The 16807-nt window shown below is 60.5% G+C and carries 19 protein-coding genes; 10 read left to right on the forward strand and 9 right to left on the reverse strand.

Translation table 11 applies throughout. The features are described from left to right. Positions 1-247: 247 nt before the first annotated feature. A complete protein-coding gene (locus AB7813_RS23540; protein WP_120288271.1) occupies positions 248-667 on the reverse strand; it encodes a CBS domain-containing protein in 420 nt (139 codons plus the stop codon). Between the two features lie 327 nt (positions 668-994). Between AB7813_RS23540 and AB7813_RS23545 the strand changes: the two genes are divergently transcribed. Continuing rightward, positions 995-1795: an AMP nucleosidase gene (locus AB7813_RS23545; RefSeq protein ID WP_089262752.1), complete on the forward strand. Its 801-nt coding sequence runs from the start codon at positions 995-997 to the stop codon at positions 1793-1795. Positions 1796-1887: 92 nt separating this feature from the next. Here AB7813_RS23545 and AB7813_RS23550 read toward each other — a convergent pair whose 3' ends face one another. Then, positions 1888-2358, reverse strand: coding sequence for an aminoacyl-tRNA deacylase (locus AB7813_RS23550; RefSeq protein ID WP_089262750.1), 471 nt, complete (start codon positions 2356-2358; stop codon positions 1888-1890). A 539-nt stretch (positions 2359-2897) separates the two neighbouring features. On the opposite strand from AB7813_RS23550, the gene AB7813_RS23555 reads away from it, so the two are divergent. After that, the gene (locus AB7813_RS23555; RefSeq protein ID WP_441228515.1) at positions 2898-4076 is read left to right on the forward strand and encodes a M20 aminoacylase family protein; all 1179 of its coding nucleotides are present in this window, start codon (positions 2898-2900) and stop codon (positions 4074-4076) included. Positions 4077-4106: 30 nt separating this feature from the next. Here the strand turns inward: AB7813_RS23555 and AB7813_RS23560 are convergent, their stop codons facing one another. After that, positions 4107-4784 carry a GntR family transcriptional regulator gene (locus AB7813_RS23560; protein ID WP_089262746.1) on the reverse strand — a complete coding sequence of 226 codons (678 nt, stop codon included), beginning with the start codon at positions 4782-4784 and terminating at the stop codon, positions 4107-4109. A 179-nt stretch (positions 4785-4963) separates the two neighbouring features. Between AB7813_RS23560 and AB7813_RS23565 the strand changes: the two genes are divergently transcribed. The 4 genes from AB7813_RS23565 (at position 4964) to AB7813_RS23580 (ending at position 8864) form a co-directional block, all read left to right on the forward strand. Further along, on the forward strand, positions 4964-5587 hold the full coding sequence (locus tag AB7813_RS23565) for a TRAP transporter small permease (protein WP_120288274.1): 624 nt from the start codon (positions 4964-4966) through the stop codon (positions 5585-5587). Between the two features lies 1 nt (position 5588). Continuing rightward, positions 5589-6854, forward strand: coding sequence for a TRAP transporter large permease (locus AB7813_RS23570; protein ID WP_089262743.1), 1266 nt, complete (start codon positions 5589-5591; stop codon positions 6852-6854). A 28-nt stretch (positions 6855-6882) separates the two neighbouring features. Continuing rightward, a complete protein-coding gene (locus AB7813_RS23575; RefSeq protein ID WP_441228516.1) occupies positions 6883-7866 on the forward strand; it encodes a TRAP transporter substrate-binding protein in 984 nt (327 codons plus the stop codon). A gap of 71 nt (positions 7867-7937) precedes the next feature. Continuing rightward, positions 7938-8864, forward strand: a complete 927-nt coding sequence (locus AB7813_RS23580; protein ID WP_439065804.1) for a dihydrodipicolinate synthase family protein — start codon at positions 7938-7940, stop codon at positions 8862-8864. A 78-nt stretch (positions 8865-8942) separates the two neighbouring features. On the opposite strand, the gene AB7813_RS23585 is transcribed toward AB7813_RS23580, so the two are convergent. Further along, positions 8943-9092: a hypothetical protein gene (locus AB7813_RS23585; RefSeq protein WP_170849725.1), complete on the reverse strand. Its 150-nt coding sequence runs from the start codon at positions 9090-9092 to the stop codon at positions 8943-8945. 162 nt (positions 9093-9254) lie between these two features. On the opposite strand from AB7813_RS23585, the gene AB7813_RS23590 reads away from it, so the two are divergent. Continuing rightward, positions 9255-9503 carry a hypothetical protein gene (locus AB7813_RS23590; protein ID WP_068732883.1) on the forward strand — a complete coding sequence of 83 codons (249 nt, stop codon included), beginning with the start codon at positions 9255-9257 and terminating at the stop codon, positions 9501-9503. A gap of 6 nt (positions 9504-9509) precedes the next feature. On the opposite strand, the gene AB7813_RS23595 is transcribed toward AB7813_RS23590, so the two are convergent. Further along, on the reverse strand, positions 9510-9764 hold the full coding sequence (locus AB7813_RS23595; RefSeq protein ID WP_315840460.1) for a hypothetical protein: 255 nt from the start codon (positions 9762-9764) through the stop codon (positions 9510-9512). Further along, on the reverse strand, positions 9764-10000 hold the full coding sequence (locus tag AB7813_RS23600; protein ID WP_068732887.1) for a hypothetical protein: 237 nt from the start codon (positions 9998-10000) through the stop codon (positions 9764-9766). The genes AB7813_RS23595 and AB7813_RS23600 overlap by 1 nt, the downstream gene beginning before the upstream one ends. A gap of 219 nt (positions 10001-10219) precedes the next feature. Between AB7813_RS23600 and AB7813_RS23605 the strand changes: the two genes are divergently transcribed. After that, a complete protein-coding gene (locus AB7813_RS23605) occupies positions 10220-11275 on the forward strand; it encodes a HoxN/HupN/NixA family nickel/cobalt transporter (RefSeq protein ID WP_441228517.1) in 1056 nt (351 codons plus the stop codon). 10 nt (positions 11276-11285) lie between these two features. Here the strand turns inward: AB7813_RS23605 and AB7813_RS23610 are convergent, their stop codons facing one another. Continuing rightward, entirely contained in the window at positions 11286-12116 is an 831-nt protein-coding gene (locus AB7813_RS23610; RefSeq protein ID WP_441228518.1) for a class II aldolase/adducin family protein, read from the reverse strand. Positions 12117-12165: 49 nt separating this feature from the next. Continuing rightward, a complete protein-coding gene (locus AB7813_RS23615; RefSeq protein ID WP_093759757.1) occupies positions 12166-13206 on the reverse strand; it encodes an MBL fold metallo-hydrolase in 1041 nt (346 codons plus the stop codon). A 143-nt stretch (positions 13207-13349) separates the two neighbouring features. On the opposite strand from AB7813_RS23615, the gene AB7813_RS23620 reads away from it, so the two are divergent. Then, positions 13350-14030, forward strand: a complete 681-nt coding sequence (locus AB7813_RS23620) for a DUF938 domain-containing protein (RefSeq protein WP_441228519.1) — start codon at positions 13350-13352, stop codon at positions 14028-14030. Positions 14031-14144: 114 nt separating this feature from the next. Next, entirely contained in the window at positions 14145-15383 is a 1239-nt protein-coding gene (locus tag AB7813_RS23625; protein ID WP_441228520.1) for an MFS transporter, read from the forward strand. An 88-nt stretch (positions 15384-15471) separates the two neighbouring features. Here the strand turns inward: AB7813_RS23625 and AB7813_RS23630 are convergent, their stop codons facing one another. Beyond that, positions 15472-16695 (reverse strand): LON peptidase substrate-binding domain-containing protein, encoded by a 1224-nt coding sequence (locus tag AB7813_RS23630; protein ID WP_441228521.1) that lies wholly within the window; start codon positions 16693-16695, stop codon positions 15472-15474. Positions 16696-16807: the final 112 nt, after the last annotated feature.

Here is a 16807-nt window from a genome sequence, read left to right on the forward strand (position 1 = left end):
GTCGAAACGAATGTGAGGGCTGCGCAAGACGAGAAGAATCGTCGATATTATCAGGCAGTCTCAATGACATAAGAAGTTCGCAGTTTCGATCCACGCCCTCGCTGCGCCTGCGGACAATGGCGTGACCGCGTAGGCACGACCTTCTTCATCGCGGCTCGATGAGCAAAGTTCTTTCATCGAACTGTTCGACGATCGTGCCGACGGCCGCGCCCCTCCGCCGGATCGCAAGAGGAGCGCTGGCCGTGTTTCAGTGATGGGCCGAAACGCTCTTGACGCATTCGGACAACAAATCACCTGACGCAGAATGGCTGACGTCGCCCAGACTGACGATACCGACCATCCGTTTACTCTTGTTGATCACCGGCAGCCTGCGGACCCGCAGTTTCTCCATGTGATGTATTGCCTTTGCGAGATCGTCGTCCTCCCGGCAACAATGGATACCTTCGGTCATCACATCGCGCGCCGTCGCGCGGCCGGCATCGAAGCTGTTCCTCGCGAGCCCTTTGCAGACAATGTCGCGGTCGGTCACCATCCCGATCAGGCGGTCGTCCTCGCCAACCGGAACGCAGCCAATGTCATGCCCCCGCATCAATTTCGCGAGTTCGGTGACAGGGGTGTCGGGGCTGACCCAGTCGACACCTTTGTGCATCACCTCTTTGACTTTCATGGCGAACCTCCGTTCCTAGAGTTCAGGTGAATTGATGCAATGCAGTATGTCTCGCCTCTCTCCATGTCCTCCAACTATACAATCAATTGCGTGCGAGGTCGCAGAAGAAAACATCATTCCTGCGCGATCAGACCGGACAAACGCGGCCGCTGTGGCAATCCACCCTCCTGAACAGCGCGCATTCGACGCAAGGCCCGGACCATTCACGGTTGCAAGTGGATTAATGGAACCCAAATAATCCAAGAGTGCCTCATTGGACAGGGAACGGTCCTATCCACTAGTTTGACAGGCGGCGGCGTTGCACAATTCCGGGCGAGATCATCGGGAATGAAAGAGAAGAAGGATATCGTAGAAAACTGGTTGCCGCGTTACACCGGCACGCCGCTTGCTGAGTTCGGAGAGTATGTTCTCTTGACCAACTTCGACAACTACGTCGAATGGTTCGCCACGGCGTATGGCAGTTTGGTAAAGGGCGCAGATCGACCGATGCCCAATGCGACTGCCGATGGTATCACTCTGATTAACTTCGGCATGGGAAGCCCGAATGCTGCAACCGTGATGGATCTGTTAAGTGCCATCGCGCCGAAAGCCGTGTTGTTTCTCGGCAAATGCGGTGGGTTGAAACGCAAAAATAAAATTGGCGATTTGGTTCTACCGATTGCGGCTATTCGGGGCGAAGGCACCTCAAATGATTACTTGCCCCCGGAGGTTCCTGCGCTGCCCGCGTTCCAGTTGCAACGCGCGGTGTCGACCATGATCCGCGATCTCGGTCACGACTATTGGACCGGCACCGTGTACACGACCAATCGTCGTGTCTGGGAACATGATGATCGCTTCAGGGATATATTGCGTCGTACACGGAGCATGGCGATCGACATGGAGACCGCAACAATCTTTGCTGCGGGATTTGCCAATCACATTTCGACTGGCGCACTGCTTCTCGTGTCCGATCAGCCAATGATTCCCGAGGGTGTGAAGACCGAAGCGTCGGATCAGGAGGTGACCGCGAACTATGTCGAAAGGCATATCAGGATCGGAGTGGAGGCCCTGAAGCTTGTGCGGCGCCGCGGCCGCAGCGTCAAGCATTTGCGTTTCGAAGACGATTTTGATGCAGGGCATGAGACGTAAAGAAGCGTCGCACCGCTGCATCGACAATTAAGCAGCGGCACGATCTTTCCATTTGGGTCCGCGACGGCCGCCGCGGATCGTCGGACTAATCCTCAGTCATGCGCGCTAAAGCGCCCGTGTTGGGCGTTGGCCATCAGGCGCGCAAACTGCGCGTGACCCATATGAAGCAGCGTCTCGTGATCGCCAGCTTCCAGATAGACCTCCGGCTGCGCCTGGATGCTGTCGTCGACGATGATATCCAGCCCGTAGCATTTACCGACGGCAGGAACTGCACCGTGTGCGCAGTCGCGGAACAGCTGATGGATCTCGGTTTCATCGGCCATGTGGACATTGTCGCCGAGTGATGTCCTCAGGTCCGACAGGCGGAGGTGATGCGATGCGGGTAAGACGGCCAGTATATATTCGCCGTCGCGCCGCAACACGATGCCCTTGGCGAGGCGATCGCCCGAGATGTGGCATGCCTCAGCCGTGCCGGACGACGTCATGCGGAGTTCGTGCGGGATCACCTCGTATTGGATGTTTTCAGCGGCCAGGTATTTCTGCAGGGTGGGAGCAATGGTCATGGCGTGACCTCCGGGGCAAAATGCAAGCCATCCATCGTAAGGTCTTTGTCTGCAGACTCTCGCCGTGCGATGGGCGGCTGCGTGGTTATAGGCTCAGCATAGGCCTCCCATCCGACAGCTGCAATTCGTTATCGGTGACTCTCTCTTGCAAGATAATCAGAATGCCCGCGCTGTCGGTGGTGACTGCGAGCGCCGCAATGGTTCTTCCCCCAAACGGGAGGCGCCGTCCGTTCGAGCGCATGCGAGGACCGTATGAAGTTTTCAATCGGAATTATATATCTTTTCAAAAGCATAGGGGGCCATTTTATTCTGAATGGCGTGCCATTTTTCCAGAACGCGCGGCATTCACAGACAGGCTGATCAGCACGTCATCGATCCTGTGGTGGCGTGCATCTCGCAGCGGCTAATCCCAACCGCTTAATGTCACCACGGGTTCAGCGCCGAAGTAAGTGGCGCGCGCAGCGTATGCGGCCGGTTGGTTGCGAGGGCATGGTCGCCGGGCTAGCCTATGGGAAGGACAAATCCAAAGGTGAGAGCATATGACCCCGCGCGAACGTCTCGACCAATTGCACCCGGAAATGACCGCATGGCGCAGGGATTTCCATGCGCATCCGGAGATTGGCTTCGAGGAAGAGCGCACCAGCGCGCTGGTGGCGGAACGGCTGTCGGAGTGGGGTATCGAGGTGCATCGTGGCTTTGGCGGCACCGGTGTGGTGGGCGTGATCCGCGGCCGTCATCAGGCGGCGGGTAGCAACCGGGCCATTGGATTGCGTGCGGATATGGACGCGCTGCCGATGGAGGAGGGCAACGGTTTTGCCCATCGCTCGCAGAATGCCGGCCGCATGCATGCCTGCGGCCATGACGGGCACACCACGATGTTGCTTGGTGCTGCGAAATATCTTGCCGAGACGCGCAATTTCGCCGGCACCGTGCATCTGATCTTTCAGCCGGCTGAAGAAGGGCTCGCTGGCGCCAAGGCGATGATGGACGACGGGTTGTTCGAGCGTTTCCCCTGCGATTCCATCTATGCGATCCACAACAGCCCGGACATGCCGCTCGGCACCGTCAAGGCGCTGACCGGCACGGCGCTGGCGGCGATCGATTATTTCAAGGTGACGCTGCGTGGGCGCTCGTCGCATGGCGCGCATCCGCATCAGGGCATCGATACGGTGGCCATGGCCGCGCAAGTGGTGAATGCCTTGAACGCGATCCCGTCGCGCCAGATCGATGCGCTGGAATCCGCCATCATCAGCATCGGCCAGATCCATGGCGGTACCTCGGACATCGTTCTGCCCGAGACGGTGGAGTTGCGCGGCTCGGTACGTACGCTGAAGCCCGAGGTGCGCGAACGCGTCGAGGAGTTGTTCATGCGCGCGGTGACGCTGACCGCGCAAGCCTGCGGCGGCACGGCGGAGATCGAGTATCGCCACGCCTATCCGGCCACGATCAACACGGCCGACGAGACGGTGCGCGCGGCAGAAGCCGCGGCGGCGGTGCCGGGCGTTACCGAGGTGCTGCGCGAAGGCAATCCAATTCTTGCCGGTGAAGATTTCGCGTTCATGCTCGAACGCAACCGTGGTGCCTATCTGATGTTCGGGCAGCGCACCGCCGACAAGGGCGGCGTGCCCGTTCACAATCCCGGCTACGATTTCAACGACGATCTCCTACCGATCGGCGCGAGCTATCTCGCCGGGCTGGTGGAGCAAGAGCTCGCATAGACCGCGATCAACGCGATCTGAGCGGCGTGTCTACGCCGCGCCGCTCTTCGGAATGGTGCGGCCGATGACGCGCAAAAGGTCTGCGCGCACCGACTCGATGTGACGTTCAAGGAAACGGCAGGCGTCATCGATCTTCTGGCTGCGGCACAGCGCGATGAGTTCGGCGTGTTCTTTCTCAGCGATGCCCATCGCGGTGGTGGTCGAGAGTTGCATGCGCGTGTAGCGGTCGCTGGTTTGCAGCAGCGCCATCACGATCGTCTGTGTGCGCGGCTGCCGCGCCCGGACATACATCGCCATGTGGAAATCGGCGTTGAGCTGTCCCCATTCGCTGATATTGCCGGCGGCAATCGCCTTCTCGAAGCGGTGCTGGATGTCGTCGAGTGCAGCGAAGTCGTTGTCGACAAAATGCGGCGCGGACTGCGCCAGCATCCGTGGCTCGAGGATGACCCGGAGATCGAACACGTCGTTGATTTCGTCGAGCGACAGTTCCGAGACGATGGCGCCCTTCTGCGGGACGATCTTCACCAGCCCTTCGGCCTCAAGCTGAAACAGGGCTTCCCGCACCGGAATCCGGCTGACGCCATAGGCCTCGCCCAAGGCGTCCTGGCGCAACTGCGCGCCGGCCGGGTGGGTGCCGTCGAGGATGGCCTGGCGGAGTTGATCCGCGATCATGGCCGACAGGGTGCGGTGCTTTAGCGGCGCGCTCATTGATTTATCGAGCCTTTTCTCTGGATTTCGGCCGGATTGATCTCAGATCTCGTCCCGTCTTCGCTGCCGCACAAAAACTCCTCAAGGCGCGAATTTGTGCAAATCAGCGTTTGACAGGGAAATTGTATAAATTATACGATCCAAAAATCATATCACAATCGTGACAGCGGGGGCAGTTTATGAGTGACCAGACGATGTCGACGGCCCCGGCCATCGGGGCCCGCCGGGTCATCCTGGTGGCGTCCGCCGGGCTGCTGGCCTTCGAGCGGCTGGCTCTGATGGGCCTGATGTATCTGCTGACGGCGCTGATCCTGGTGAATGTCGTCACCCGCTATTCGCACTTCCCGATCTACTGGATCGATGAGTCGGCGGTGTATTCGGTGGTCTGGCTGACCTTCATCGGCGCCTCCGCGATGACCCGCCTGCGGCTCGACTTTGCGGTCACCATGATGACCGAACGTCTGTCGGCCAGAAGCCAGCAGATCTTCAAGATTATCGCCACGAGCACGGTGATCGTGTTCGGTGTCGGCCTGATCGTCACCTGCATGCTCTGGATGGACCCGATCGGCCTGGCGCAGGCGGGCTTCGACGCGAAGAAGTTCGCCGGCCAGACCTTCAATTTCCTCTACACCGAACGTACCCAGACGCTGAACTGGCCGACCTGGGTCCTCTATCTGACACTGCCGATCTTCGCAGTGTCGATCACCATCCATGGCATCGCCAACCTGCTTGAGGACCTCGGCCTCGTCGCCAAGGTGCCGCCGAAAGGCTTCCAGCTCTCTGAACTCGACGGGGTGAACTGACATGATCACCTTCGCTGCATTCACGGTGATCATGCTGGTCGGCGTGCCGATCGGCCTTTGTCTCTGCCTCGCCGGCTTCGTCTACATCATGGCGTCCGGCAATCCGGTGCTGTTCCAGTCCTATCCGCTGCAACTGTTCGGCGGCGTCGACAGCTACGGTCTGATCGCGATCCCGCTGTTTATCCTGATCGGCGAGATTATGAATGGCGGCGGCATCACCAAGCGCATCGTCGACATGGCGATGGCCTTTGTCGGCTCGCTCAAGGGTGGACTGGCCTACGTCAACATCCTCGCCAACATGTTCATCTCCTCCATTCTCGGCTCGGCGACCGCACAAGTCGCGATCATGGCGCAGATCATGGTGCCGGAAATGGAGAAGAAGGGCTACGACAAGACCTTCGCTGCCGGTCTCACCGCCTACGGCGGCATGCTCGGCCCGATCATTCCGCCCTCGGTGATGTTCGTGGTCTACAGCGTGCTGGCGCAGGTGTCGGTCAGCGACATGCTGATCGCCGGTATCATTCCCGGCGTAATCCTGACCGGCATGTTCTGCGTCGTCATCGCGCTGATGGGCTACATCTACAACTATCCGCGCGCTGAATATCAGACGCCAAAACAGCGCGTGATGACCATCCTGCGCACCTCGCCGACCCTTTTGATTCCCATCGTCATCGTCGGCTCCATCCTCGGCGGTCTGGCGAACGCAACGGAATCGGCTGCCGTCGGCGCTGTCGCCGCTGCTGTTGTCGGCAAATACTGGACCAAGGAATTCGAGTGGTCGCAGCTACCGCAGATGATGCTGCGCTCCGGTATCTATTCGGCGATCGTGCTGTTTCTTGTGGCCGCGGCCGCCGTGTTTTCCTGGGTTCTGATCTTCGGCAAGGTGCCGCAGGAGACCGCCGCCTGGATCCAGACTGTTGCCAAGGATCCGATCAGCTTCATGCTGATCTGCAATGTCATCCTGCTGGTCATCGGCACGGTGATCGACGGCGTGCCCGGCCTGATCATGACCGTGCCGATTCTGCTCCCGGTGGCGACCGAGATCTACCACATCGACCCGCGTCACTTCGGCGTGGTGGTTGTGATCAATCTCGTGCTCGGATTGCTGTCGCCGCCGGTCGGGCTCTGCTTCTTCGTCGCCGCCGCCGTCACAGGCGCCAAGCCCGGCAAGATGTTCATGGTGACGCTGCCGTTCTTCTTCATCTCCTGCATCCTGTTGGTGCTGCTCTCGCTCTATCCGTATCTGTCTCTCGCCCTCATCAAGTAAGCCCCATACCCATCAAGGAGCCTCCGTCATGACCATCTCACGTCGTCGCTTCCTCGCCGCATCAGCAGCTGCTTCGGTGTTTGCGCCGTCGCTCGCATTGGCGCAGGCCAAGGAGCTGCGTCTCGGCCTGATCACGCCGAACGGCCATTCCTGGAACAAGGCTGCGCTGAAGCTCGCCGATCAGCTCAAGGAAGAGACCAAGGGCCGTCTCACCATGACGGTGTTTCACTCCGGCCAGCTCGGCAACGAAGCAGCGATGATGCAGCAGTTGCAGACCGGCGCGCTCGATATGGGCTTCATCCAGGCTGCCGAACTCGGTTCGCGCGTGCCGCATATCGCGGCGATCAACGCGCCCTATATCGTGCGCTCCACGCCAGCCGTGGCGGAATTCGTGCGTCATCCGGCGGCCGTCAAACTGTTCGACGTGCTTCCTGCGGAAACCGGCACCATTGGCCTCGGGTGGGGCATCACCGGCATGCGCGCGGTCTTCGCGGTCAGGGATCTCAACACGCTCGCCGACATCAAGGGCATGAAGCTGCGTATCAATCCGACGCCGGTCTATCGCGACTTCTACTCGTCGCTTGGCGCGGCGCCGACGCCCATTCCGACGCCGCAGGTGTTCGACGCCATGTCGAATGGCCAGGTCGATGGTCTGGAAGCCGATCTGGAATTCTCCTGGAACCAGCGCTTCGACAAGGTGTCAAAGTCGATCCTGCAGATGAATGCCGTCTTCATGCCGATGGCCGCCGTCGTATCCGGCCGCGTCTGGCAGTCGCTGCCCGCCGCCGACAAGGAACTGATCACCAAGGCTGTCAAATCGACGCTCGATGCGCAGATCGACGAATTGGCCGCTGGTGAGCCGGCGCTGATCGAGAACTTTAAGGGCACGTCGGTGCCCGTGCGTCAGGTTGCCGTCAAGGATACCGAAGCCGTCATTGCCGAATTCGACAAGATCTGGCTGCCGAAAGCGCCTGTGCTCGCCGAGCTGCGTAAGGTCGGCGCGACGATCTGATCTTCTAATTCTCGCCCATCATCCTCATCAGCCGGCGCGCTATGCGCGCCGGCATCACACGGAGTTTTTCCATGAGTCCCCGCATTTCCTGGGAAGGCGTCTTCCCGGCTGTCACCACGCAATTCCATGACGATCTGTCGCTCGACATCGACGCCACCGCGAAGGTCATGGACGGCCTGATCCGCGACGGCGTGTCCGGCCTGATCATCTGCGGCTCGGTCGGCGAGAACACCTCGCTGGAGCGCAAGGAAAAGATCGCGATCATGGAAGCGGCCAAGTCGGTCGCGAAGGGCCGCGTGCCCGTGCTCTGCGGTATCGCCGAATTCACCACGGCCTTTGCCGTGGATACCGCCAAGGAAGCCGCGCGCGTCGGCATCGATGGCATCATGGTGATGCCCGCTTTGGTCTATTCGTCCAAGCCGCACGAGACTGCCGCGCACTTTCGTTCGGTCGCCACCGCCACCGATCTGCCGGTGATGCTCTACAACAACCCGCCGATCTACAAGAACGATGTCACCCCCGACATTCTCGCTACGCTGGCCGATGTCGACACGGTCGTCTGCTTCAAGGATTCGTCAGGCGATACACGCCGCTTCATCGACACGCGCAATATGGTCGGCGACCGCTTCGTGTTGTTCGCCGGCCTCGACGACGTGATCGTTGAGAGCGTGGCGATGGGCGCCGTCGGCTGGGTGTCGGGGATGTCCAATGCCTTCCCGCGCGAAGGCGAGACGCTGTTCCGTCTGGCCAAGGCCGGGCGCCTCCAAGAGGCGATGGCTATCTATGAATGGTTCATGCCGCTGCTGCATCTCGATGCGCGCCCGGATCTCGTCCAGTGCATCAAGCTGTGCGAAAACATCATGGGCCGCGGTACCGCACTGACCCGGCCGCCACGTCTGGCGCTGCTGCCGCATGAAAAGGCGGAAGTGGAGGGGATCATGACCAAGGCGCTGCGTCACCGTCCGACACTGCCGGATGTCGGCCTCAAGGCAGCTTAACGACTCGTCGCTATCTGAAATTTATCGGCGCGTCAGTCGTGGCGCGCCGATGTCTTATGTAGCGATGCCTTCGCACAGCTAGATATCTTCGTCGTCGCGATCGCGTTTCGGTGTGGCGATATCGCCGTCTTCCTCGTCGTCGTCAGGCCGCGGCGGCGTGGGGACGGGTTTTTGCTTGTCGTCCTTGGCCGGTTTGTCGTCGCGGGCTCCGCCCACTCGTCCGCTCATCATTTTCCCCGCCGGATTGCTTGTGTTGACCTCATTCTGACCGTGATTGAAGCAGATATTGCCGTAATCCCGCAATTGCCCTGTGTTTTTCCGCATGACTGTGTAAACGGGGGGCGAGTCCTGCCCGCTTTGAAATCGGGCGAATCTTGTTCTGGAGTGACGATGAAAAAACCGAAGTTAGAGCTCGACGAACCGCAGGCGCGCAAATTCATTCGCGCCGACAGGGCGCCGACCGAAGGTTATTCACTGGTGGTGGATGGCCATTTCAAATCCCATCACGATACGGTCGAAGCCGCGGAAGAAGCCGGCATGAAGCTGAAGAACCAGTTTCAGATGCTTCAGATCCAGGTCTACGATTCTGCGACCAAGACCCGTACCATGATCGAATGGCCTGCGCCGAGCGCGGCCTGAGATAGATCAGGTCCTGCGGCCGCCGCTGCGCTGATCGGCGAGCCACGCTGCCAGGGCCTGTGCTTTTTCCGTCGATTTGCTTGACGATGTCTTGCTCGAAGACGTCTTGCCCGATTTCGTTGCGGTCTTCTTCTTGGCCGGCGCGGGGGGCGATACCGCTTCGCGGGCAAGGCGCATGGCCTTCAGTCGGGCCATGTTGTCGAGTACCGCTTTGGCCGCGGCGTCGCGTTCGGATTTCGTCGCTTTGTCGTCAGTTGGCATCAGCTCGTTTTCTTTTTTCTGGTAGCTTTCGGTTTGGGTTCGGGCGGGTTGGCCAGTTCTTCGGCTTCCCTGGCAAGGCGAAGCGCGCGCAGTTCCTCGGTCCGCTTGCGGATGGCGACATCGGCGGCCGCAATGTCGGCCATCGCCTTCACGCCTTCGGCTTCCTGCGCCGCCTTGCGGGCGAGCCGGATTTCCTTCAGTTCTGCGGGTGTCTTCTGTTCCTGTTCGGTGTCCATCAACGCCTCGGGTTAGGCCGCGCGATCGGCGCGCAGCGAAGTCTGTGTCATTCTTATCACGTAGATATAGGAAGCGGCACCCCTGCTGCCACCTAACTGGCCGCTGCAGTTAATAGCTTTGTGCCGGAAATGCGGCGAATTCGACGCGAATGAGGCCAGGTTGCGTCCGTCAGGCCTTCCTGAGACAATCCGGTGGTAATCCGGACTGCAAGAATCTCTATGATCCGCACACTGTTCAACGATGGCGCCGACAATCTGCGCGGCCGCATCATCACTATCTACGCCATTTTGATCCCGGCCAACGTGCTGGCCTGGATATGGGCCCTGATCGCCTTCCGCGACCAGCCGGTTCTGCTGGGCACCGCGCTGCTCGCCTACACCTTCGGCCTGCGCCACGCTGTGGACGCCGACCACATTGCAGCCATCGATAATGTGACGCGCAAGCTCATGCAGTCCGGCAAGCGGCCGCTGTCCGTGGGCCTGTTTTTCTCGCTCGGTCACTCCACTGTGGTCGTCGTGGCATCCATCTTCGTGGCGCTGGCAGTGTCGGCACTGCAGGACAAGTTTGCGGACTTCAAGGAAATCGGCGGCCTGATCGGCACCAGCGTCTCGGCTTTCTTCCTGCTGATCGTGGCAGTGGCCAATATCTTCATTCTCGTATCGGTGTATCGGCTGTTCAAGGCAGTGAAGCGCGGTGAGCGATTCATCGATGAAGATCTCAATGTTTTGCTTTCGCAGCGCGGCGTCATCGGCCGCATGCTGCGTTCGGTCTTCGCCGTGATCTCGAAGAGCTGGCACATGTATCCGCTCGGCATCCTGTTCGGCCTCGGCTTCGACACCGCGACCGAAATCGCGCTGCTGGGTATCTCCGCCTCGCAAGGCGCCGATGGCATGTCGATGTGGTCGATTCTCGTGTTTCCCGCACTGTTCACGGCGGGAATGTCGCTGGTCGATGCGACGGACTCGGTCTTGATGGTGCGCGCCTATGGCTGGGCTTTCGTGAAGCCGATCCGCAAGCTGTATTACAACATGATCATCACGCTGGTGTCGGTGATCGTGGCGCTGGTGATCGGCGGCGTCGAGGCGCTCGGCCTGATTGGCCGCAAGCTCGATCTGTCAGGTAGCTTCTGGGACGGCATCGAAGCGCTGAACGAGAATTTCGGCGCGCTCGGCTACCTCATCATCGCGATCTTCATCCTGAGCTGGATGATCTCGGTGATCGTCTATCGCGTCAAAGGCTATGACGACATCGAGGTTCGGGTTCACGAGGCCTGAGGCGTCGCCGCTATTTGGGCGCCATCTTTTCCAGCGCCGCGCGCTTCCACAGATCCCAGGCCCGGCCATGGATCTGGTCGATCACAGCCAGCGTTTTCTGGCTTTCCTCGCCCAGCAGATAGCTCACGGATCCGCCAAGCGCGAGCGCCTGGGACTGTAGCTGCGCATTGACGTTGCTGTAATGGGCGCGGAATACTGCCATCGGAATTGTGCTCGCCACGACGACACTGCCATGGCCCCGCATTAGTGCCACGCTGCGGTCACCGAGCGTACTGGCCAGCGCCTTGCCCAGCTGCGCGTTGCTGACCAGCATGTTGCTCATGCCGGCGCTATCGCGGATCTCGAACACCGGCACGTCGGGAAACAGGAAGGCGCCGAGGTGGAACACGGGCCGTAATGGCGTGCTGCTGACGCTGAAGGGGATGATCCCCGGCGAATGTGTATGGACGACGGCTTTGACATCCGGCCTGGCCTTGTAGATTTCGCCGTGGATGAAGCGTTCGAGAAAGCTGGCGCGTCCCTTCGCATCAACCGGATTGGAATCGAGGTCGTATTCCATGATGTCGTCGGCGGTAACGAGCGCCGGGGCCACGGAGCGCCCCATCAGGTAACGGTTGGGGTCGGTTGGGTGGCGCATGCTGACATGGCCGAAGCCGTCGATTACATTGAGATCGGTGAGGACGCGGTTCGCCACCACGAGGTCTTGCATCAACGCTGGATCGATGGGGCCGGCAGATGTTGGCGCGGGGGGCTGTGCTGCGGTCTGTGCGGAAGCCGATTGCAGGGAAAACGCGAACACCATTGCCAGCAGCATTGGCGCAGCCGATCGTGTCGACGCCATTATAGTCTCCCCCTGTCGAGTGGCGGGTTGGTCCGCCTTGCTCGCTATATCATGCGGCCAACACCGGGCCGCCAGCTTTCTTCCACGCATCGATGCCGCCGTCCAGATGTGCGGCATTGTCGATCCCCGCATCCTTCGCGGCATTGACCGCCATGGCCGAACGTTCCCCAAAGGCACAGAAGAACACGATGCGGCGCTTGGTGGCAGTGGCGACCTCCCGCAACATGCCGCCGGGCTTGAGGCTGTCCGATATCGACGGGTAGGGCGCATGCAGCGCACCGGCGAGCACGCCGTGCTTGGCGCGTTCGCTGCTCTCGCGCAGATCAACCAGCAGGATGGCGGGATCGCCGAGATGAGCAATGGCCTCCCGCGGAGACAGCGCCAAGCCTTGCTTCTTCAGCGCGTCCGGCTTCAGCCCGACCTTCATATTGGCCGGGATCACCACATCCATCAGTTTCGGATTTGGCAGATTAAGTTTGCCCATCAGCTCGATGTAGTCCTCGACGGACTTCACCTGCAGCCGCGGATTGTAGCGCTTCTCTTCGCCGATGGTGCTGACGGTGTCGCCCTTGTAGTCGTGCGCAGGGAATACCATCGTCTCGTCCGGCAGCTTGAGCAGGCGGTTGAACAGTGAATCATACTGCGCCCGCGCGCTGCCGTTCTGGAAATCCGTGCGGCCAGTGCCGCGGATCAGCAGCGTGTCGCCGGTGAAGACGCGGTCGCCCATTAGATAGCTGTAGGAGTCATCGGTGTGGCCGGGCGTATACATCACGTCGAGCTCGACGCCCTCGATCGTCACCTTGTCGCCGTCGCTGACACGCATGGCGACGACGTCCGCCTTGCTCTGATCGCCCATGATGGTGACGCAATGGGTGCGATCGCGCAGTTCGGCGAGGCCGGTGACGTGGTCCGCATGGAGATGCGTATCGACCGCCTTCACGAGCTTCAGGTCGAGCTCGCGCAACAACTGGCAATAGCGATCGACCTTTTCCAGGACCGGATCAAGGATCAGTGCCTCACCGCCGTGGCGGCTGGCAAGCAGATAGCTATACGTGCCGGACACACTGTCGAACAGCTGACGGAAGATCATGGGTGTACCAATTCTGCGGTCGATCCTTCTTCAGATCGGGTATTCATCAGAATAATAACCCAATTATCGGTGTTTGGACGACCTCTTTCTTCTCTTGTTCGTGAACGCAACTTCGGGATACTGCCCGCAGCAGTGAGGACCTGATGGCGGAATATGTGGTTGAGTTCGGTCGGGATGGCCGGCGCGTGGAAGATGATGGCCGGCTCGATGCCGCAGCTTTCCATCGCAACCACGAGGCGATCTGGCGGGTTCTTGCGACTTTCCTGCAGCAGGGTTGCGGCGATGTTGTGGAAGTCGGCAGCGGCACCGGCCAGCATGTCATTCACTTCGCTGGACAAACGCCCGACATCACCTGGTGGCCGAGCGATCTCAATGACGCCCATCTCAAAAGCATCGCCGCCTGGCGCACCCATGCGCAATTGACGAATGTCAGACCGCCGCTGCGGATCGATCTCTTGGATCCCACATGGTGTCCGGAGATGGAGAACGGTAGCGGGCCGGATGCTCTGCTCGCGGTGTTCTGCGCCAATGTCGTCCACATTGCGCCATGGCCCGTCGCCGAAGGTTTGATCGCGGGCGCAGCAAGATATCTGCGGCCGGATGGACGTCTCTTTATCTATGGCCCGTTCAAGCGCGGCGGCAAACATACGGCCGTGAGCAATGCCGTGTTCGACACCAGCCTGCGCGACGGTAATCCTGACTGGGGCGTGCGCGATGTCGAGGATCTGGAGCACGTCGCGCAGGGCGTCGGCCTTCGGCTGGCTGAGGTCATCGAGATGCCCGCCAACAATCTGATCCTTGTATTTGCCAGGTCGCCGGGATGATCGGCGCATGGTGCGTGCGCGCTGGCGTGTGTTGATCTGCCGCAGGGCGGTCGTCATAGTCGTGGCGAATAAAGACCCCGGGACGAACCGGGCCACATCCGGGCGGATTTCCCCATGATCGACGCGGCTACCCCAGAGATTCACGATGACGCGCGCGCACGTTCCAACGTGCTGCGGCTGGCTGCGGCGCAGGCGCTTGGCGGCGCCAATTCGGCTGTCATCTTCGCCACCGGCGCCATCGTTGGTGCAACGCTGGCACCGAGCGTGTCGCTCGCGACGGTGCCGATCTCGGTCTATGTCGTCGGGCTCGCCTGCGGGACGCTGCCGGTCGGCATGATCTCCCGCGCCTATGGTCGCCGCGTCGCCTTCATCATCGGCAGTGGCGCCGGTGCGATCTGCGGCCTGCTCGGCGCCATCGCGATCCTGAAAGCATCATTCGCACTGTTCTGCTGCGCGACATTCTTCGGCGGCTTCTACGGCGCGGTCGCGCAGTCCTATCGCTTCGCCGCCGCCGATGGCGCCAGCCCGTCCTATCGCCCGAAAGCCGTCTCCTGGGTGATGGCTGGTGGCGTATTCGCCGGCGTGCTTGGCCCGCAGCTCGTGCAATGGACCATGGATATCTGGTCGCCCTATCTGTTTGCCGCGAGCTTCGCGGCGCAGGCGGTCGTTGCCTTGATCGCGATGGCCTTGCTCTCCACGGTGGATGCGCCGAGGCCCGCGCCCGCGGACATGCATGGCGGCAGGCCGCTGCTGGAGATCGTGCGGCAGCCGCGCTTCATCGCGGCTGCGATTTGCGGCGTGGTGTCCTATTCCATGATGAACCTGGTGATGACCTCGGCACCGCTGGCGATGAAGCTTTGCGGGCTGACGCTGAGCGATTCCAATTTCGGCCTGCAGTGGCACATCGTGGCGATGTATGGGCCGAGCTTCTTCACGGGATCGTTGATCGCACGCTTCGGCGCGTCGAAGGTTGTGGCCGCAGGTTTGGCGCTGGAGGCGATCGCCGCGGTGATCGGCATCGCCGGCATCAGCGCGATGCATTTCTGGGTCTGTCTCGTGGTGCTTGGCCTAGGCTGGAATTTCGGCTTCATCGGCGCCTCCGCACTGGTGCTGGAGACCCATCGGCCGCAGGAGCGCAACAAGGTGCAGGCCTTCAACGACTTCCTGGTGTTCGGCCTGATGGCGGTAGGCTCGTTCTCGTCCGGCCAGTTGCTCGCGAATTACGGCTGGTCGACAGTCAATGCTGTGGTTTTCCCGCCGGTCGTTCTCGGGCTCGTGGCGCTGGTCATGGTTGGTTTCATCAAGCGCCGCGCGGTGCAGCAGGCTGCGGCGTTTCCCGATCCGGCGGTCTAACCAAGGCGCATCATACACTTGCCGGCCGGGCGATCGCCATCGCCCAAGCCGGCATTTGTGAACGACACTCTGGGACGTCCGGACGTCGTCAGGCCGTTCCTGTGTTTCCAGTGATCGAGGCAGCCGCCAGTTTCTGGGTGATGCCTTGTCCGCTCAGCAGGCAGACAGCCGGACTTCTTGTTTCGGGAAAGATGGCCAGCAGGGTGTTTGACCCTTTCACTTCAGGCCAGCCAAGCTCCTGCGCGTGAATCGCAGCGCGCTGGGACACACGCACAAATGCTGCCGTCGGCTGGCCATTCTTGCCGGTCTCGATCATCAGATTTTTCAGTTCCTTATCGAGGTAGCGGATCAGGTCGGCTTTCAACGTGCCGAAATCGGCATTGCAATCCTGCAGCACCGCTGCGGCATCGGTGTCATCGACCAGTGCAAGTAACAGGTGCTCCAAGGTTGCATATTGATGGCCTCTCTGGTCGGCATATTCGATAGCGCGTCGCCGTGTTGCATGAAGCGCGGGAGAAAGCGGCAGCGTCGACAGGTCGATAAGTGCATCGGCGCTTTTCAGCCTCTTCACTGGGTCGAGGGTCGCCAGCAGCCTCTGCTTTTCGCTGATCGGCAGGACGATATGCGAGGCGATGACGTCGGCAACCCGTCCGGGGTCGAGGGTTCTCTCCAGTGGCGGCCAAATCGGTGGCACGCGCATGTCGTGAGCCGAAACGTAGCTCTCGAACCGCTTGACTGCCTGCTGGATCAGTTCGGGCTCATCAGGAATAGGACCCTCACTCACGCCTGTAACATCGGCTCTATACGAGCCAGTCTCGCCTACGAAACGCTGAATCACGACGCGTTGACGCCCCTGTGCCAGAACTCTGAGCGTGCCGTCATCAAGCCTTTGAATTTCAAGCAACTGGGCGAGAACGCCAATGTCGTAGATGTCCTCGAAGCCAGGTTCGTCGACAGTTTCGTTCTTTTGAATAGCAAGCACGACCTCCCGCTGCCGCGCGAAGGCATCTTTCAGAGCGAGTATTGTTTTCTCCCGTCCGACAAAAAGCGGGTAGGTCGTTGTCGGGAATGGAACGAGATCTCTCAGAGGAATGGTCGGGTAGCTTGATATTCCGGTTTGAAGTTTGATAGTCGGCACTCCTGGCGAAGTTCGACCGACCTGCAGCATCGCAGACAAGGTATTCCAGTCAGCGACACCCAATATTCTCGATATCAGCTCCAGGCTTTCGCTGTGACTGATCGTGACGGCTTTGGTGGTGAGGTTTTCGCGCAGGGTCTGCGCCATAGCCTTTGCATCGCGAAAATCGCGCATCTGTTTCGTCCTTTGCATGAGCGAACCAGGGGGCATCAGGTGGTTGCGTTGCTGACCCGGTCGCTCGGACAAAGGGTGTCGGCAAAGGAAGTGATACGTTCACCGTCCCGTT

The organism is Tardiphaga sp. 20_F10_N6_6 (assembly GCF_052076045.1).
Lineage (GTDB): Bacteria > Pseudomonadota > Alphaproteobacteria > Rhizobiales > Xanthobacteraceae > Tardiphaga > Tardiphaga robiniae.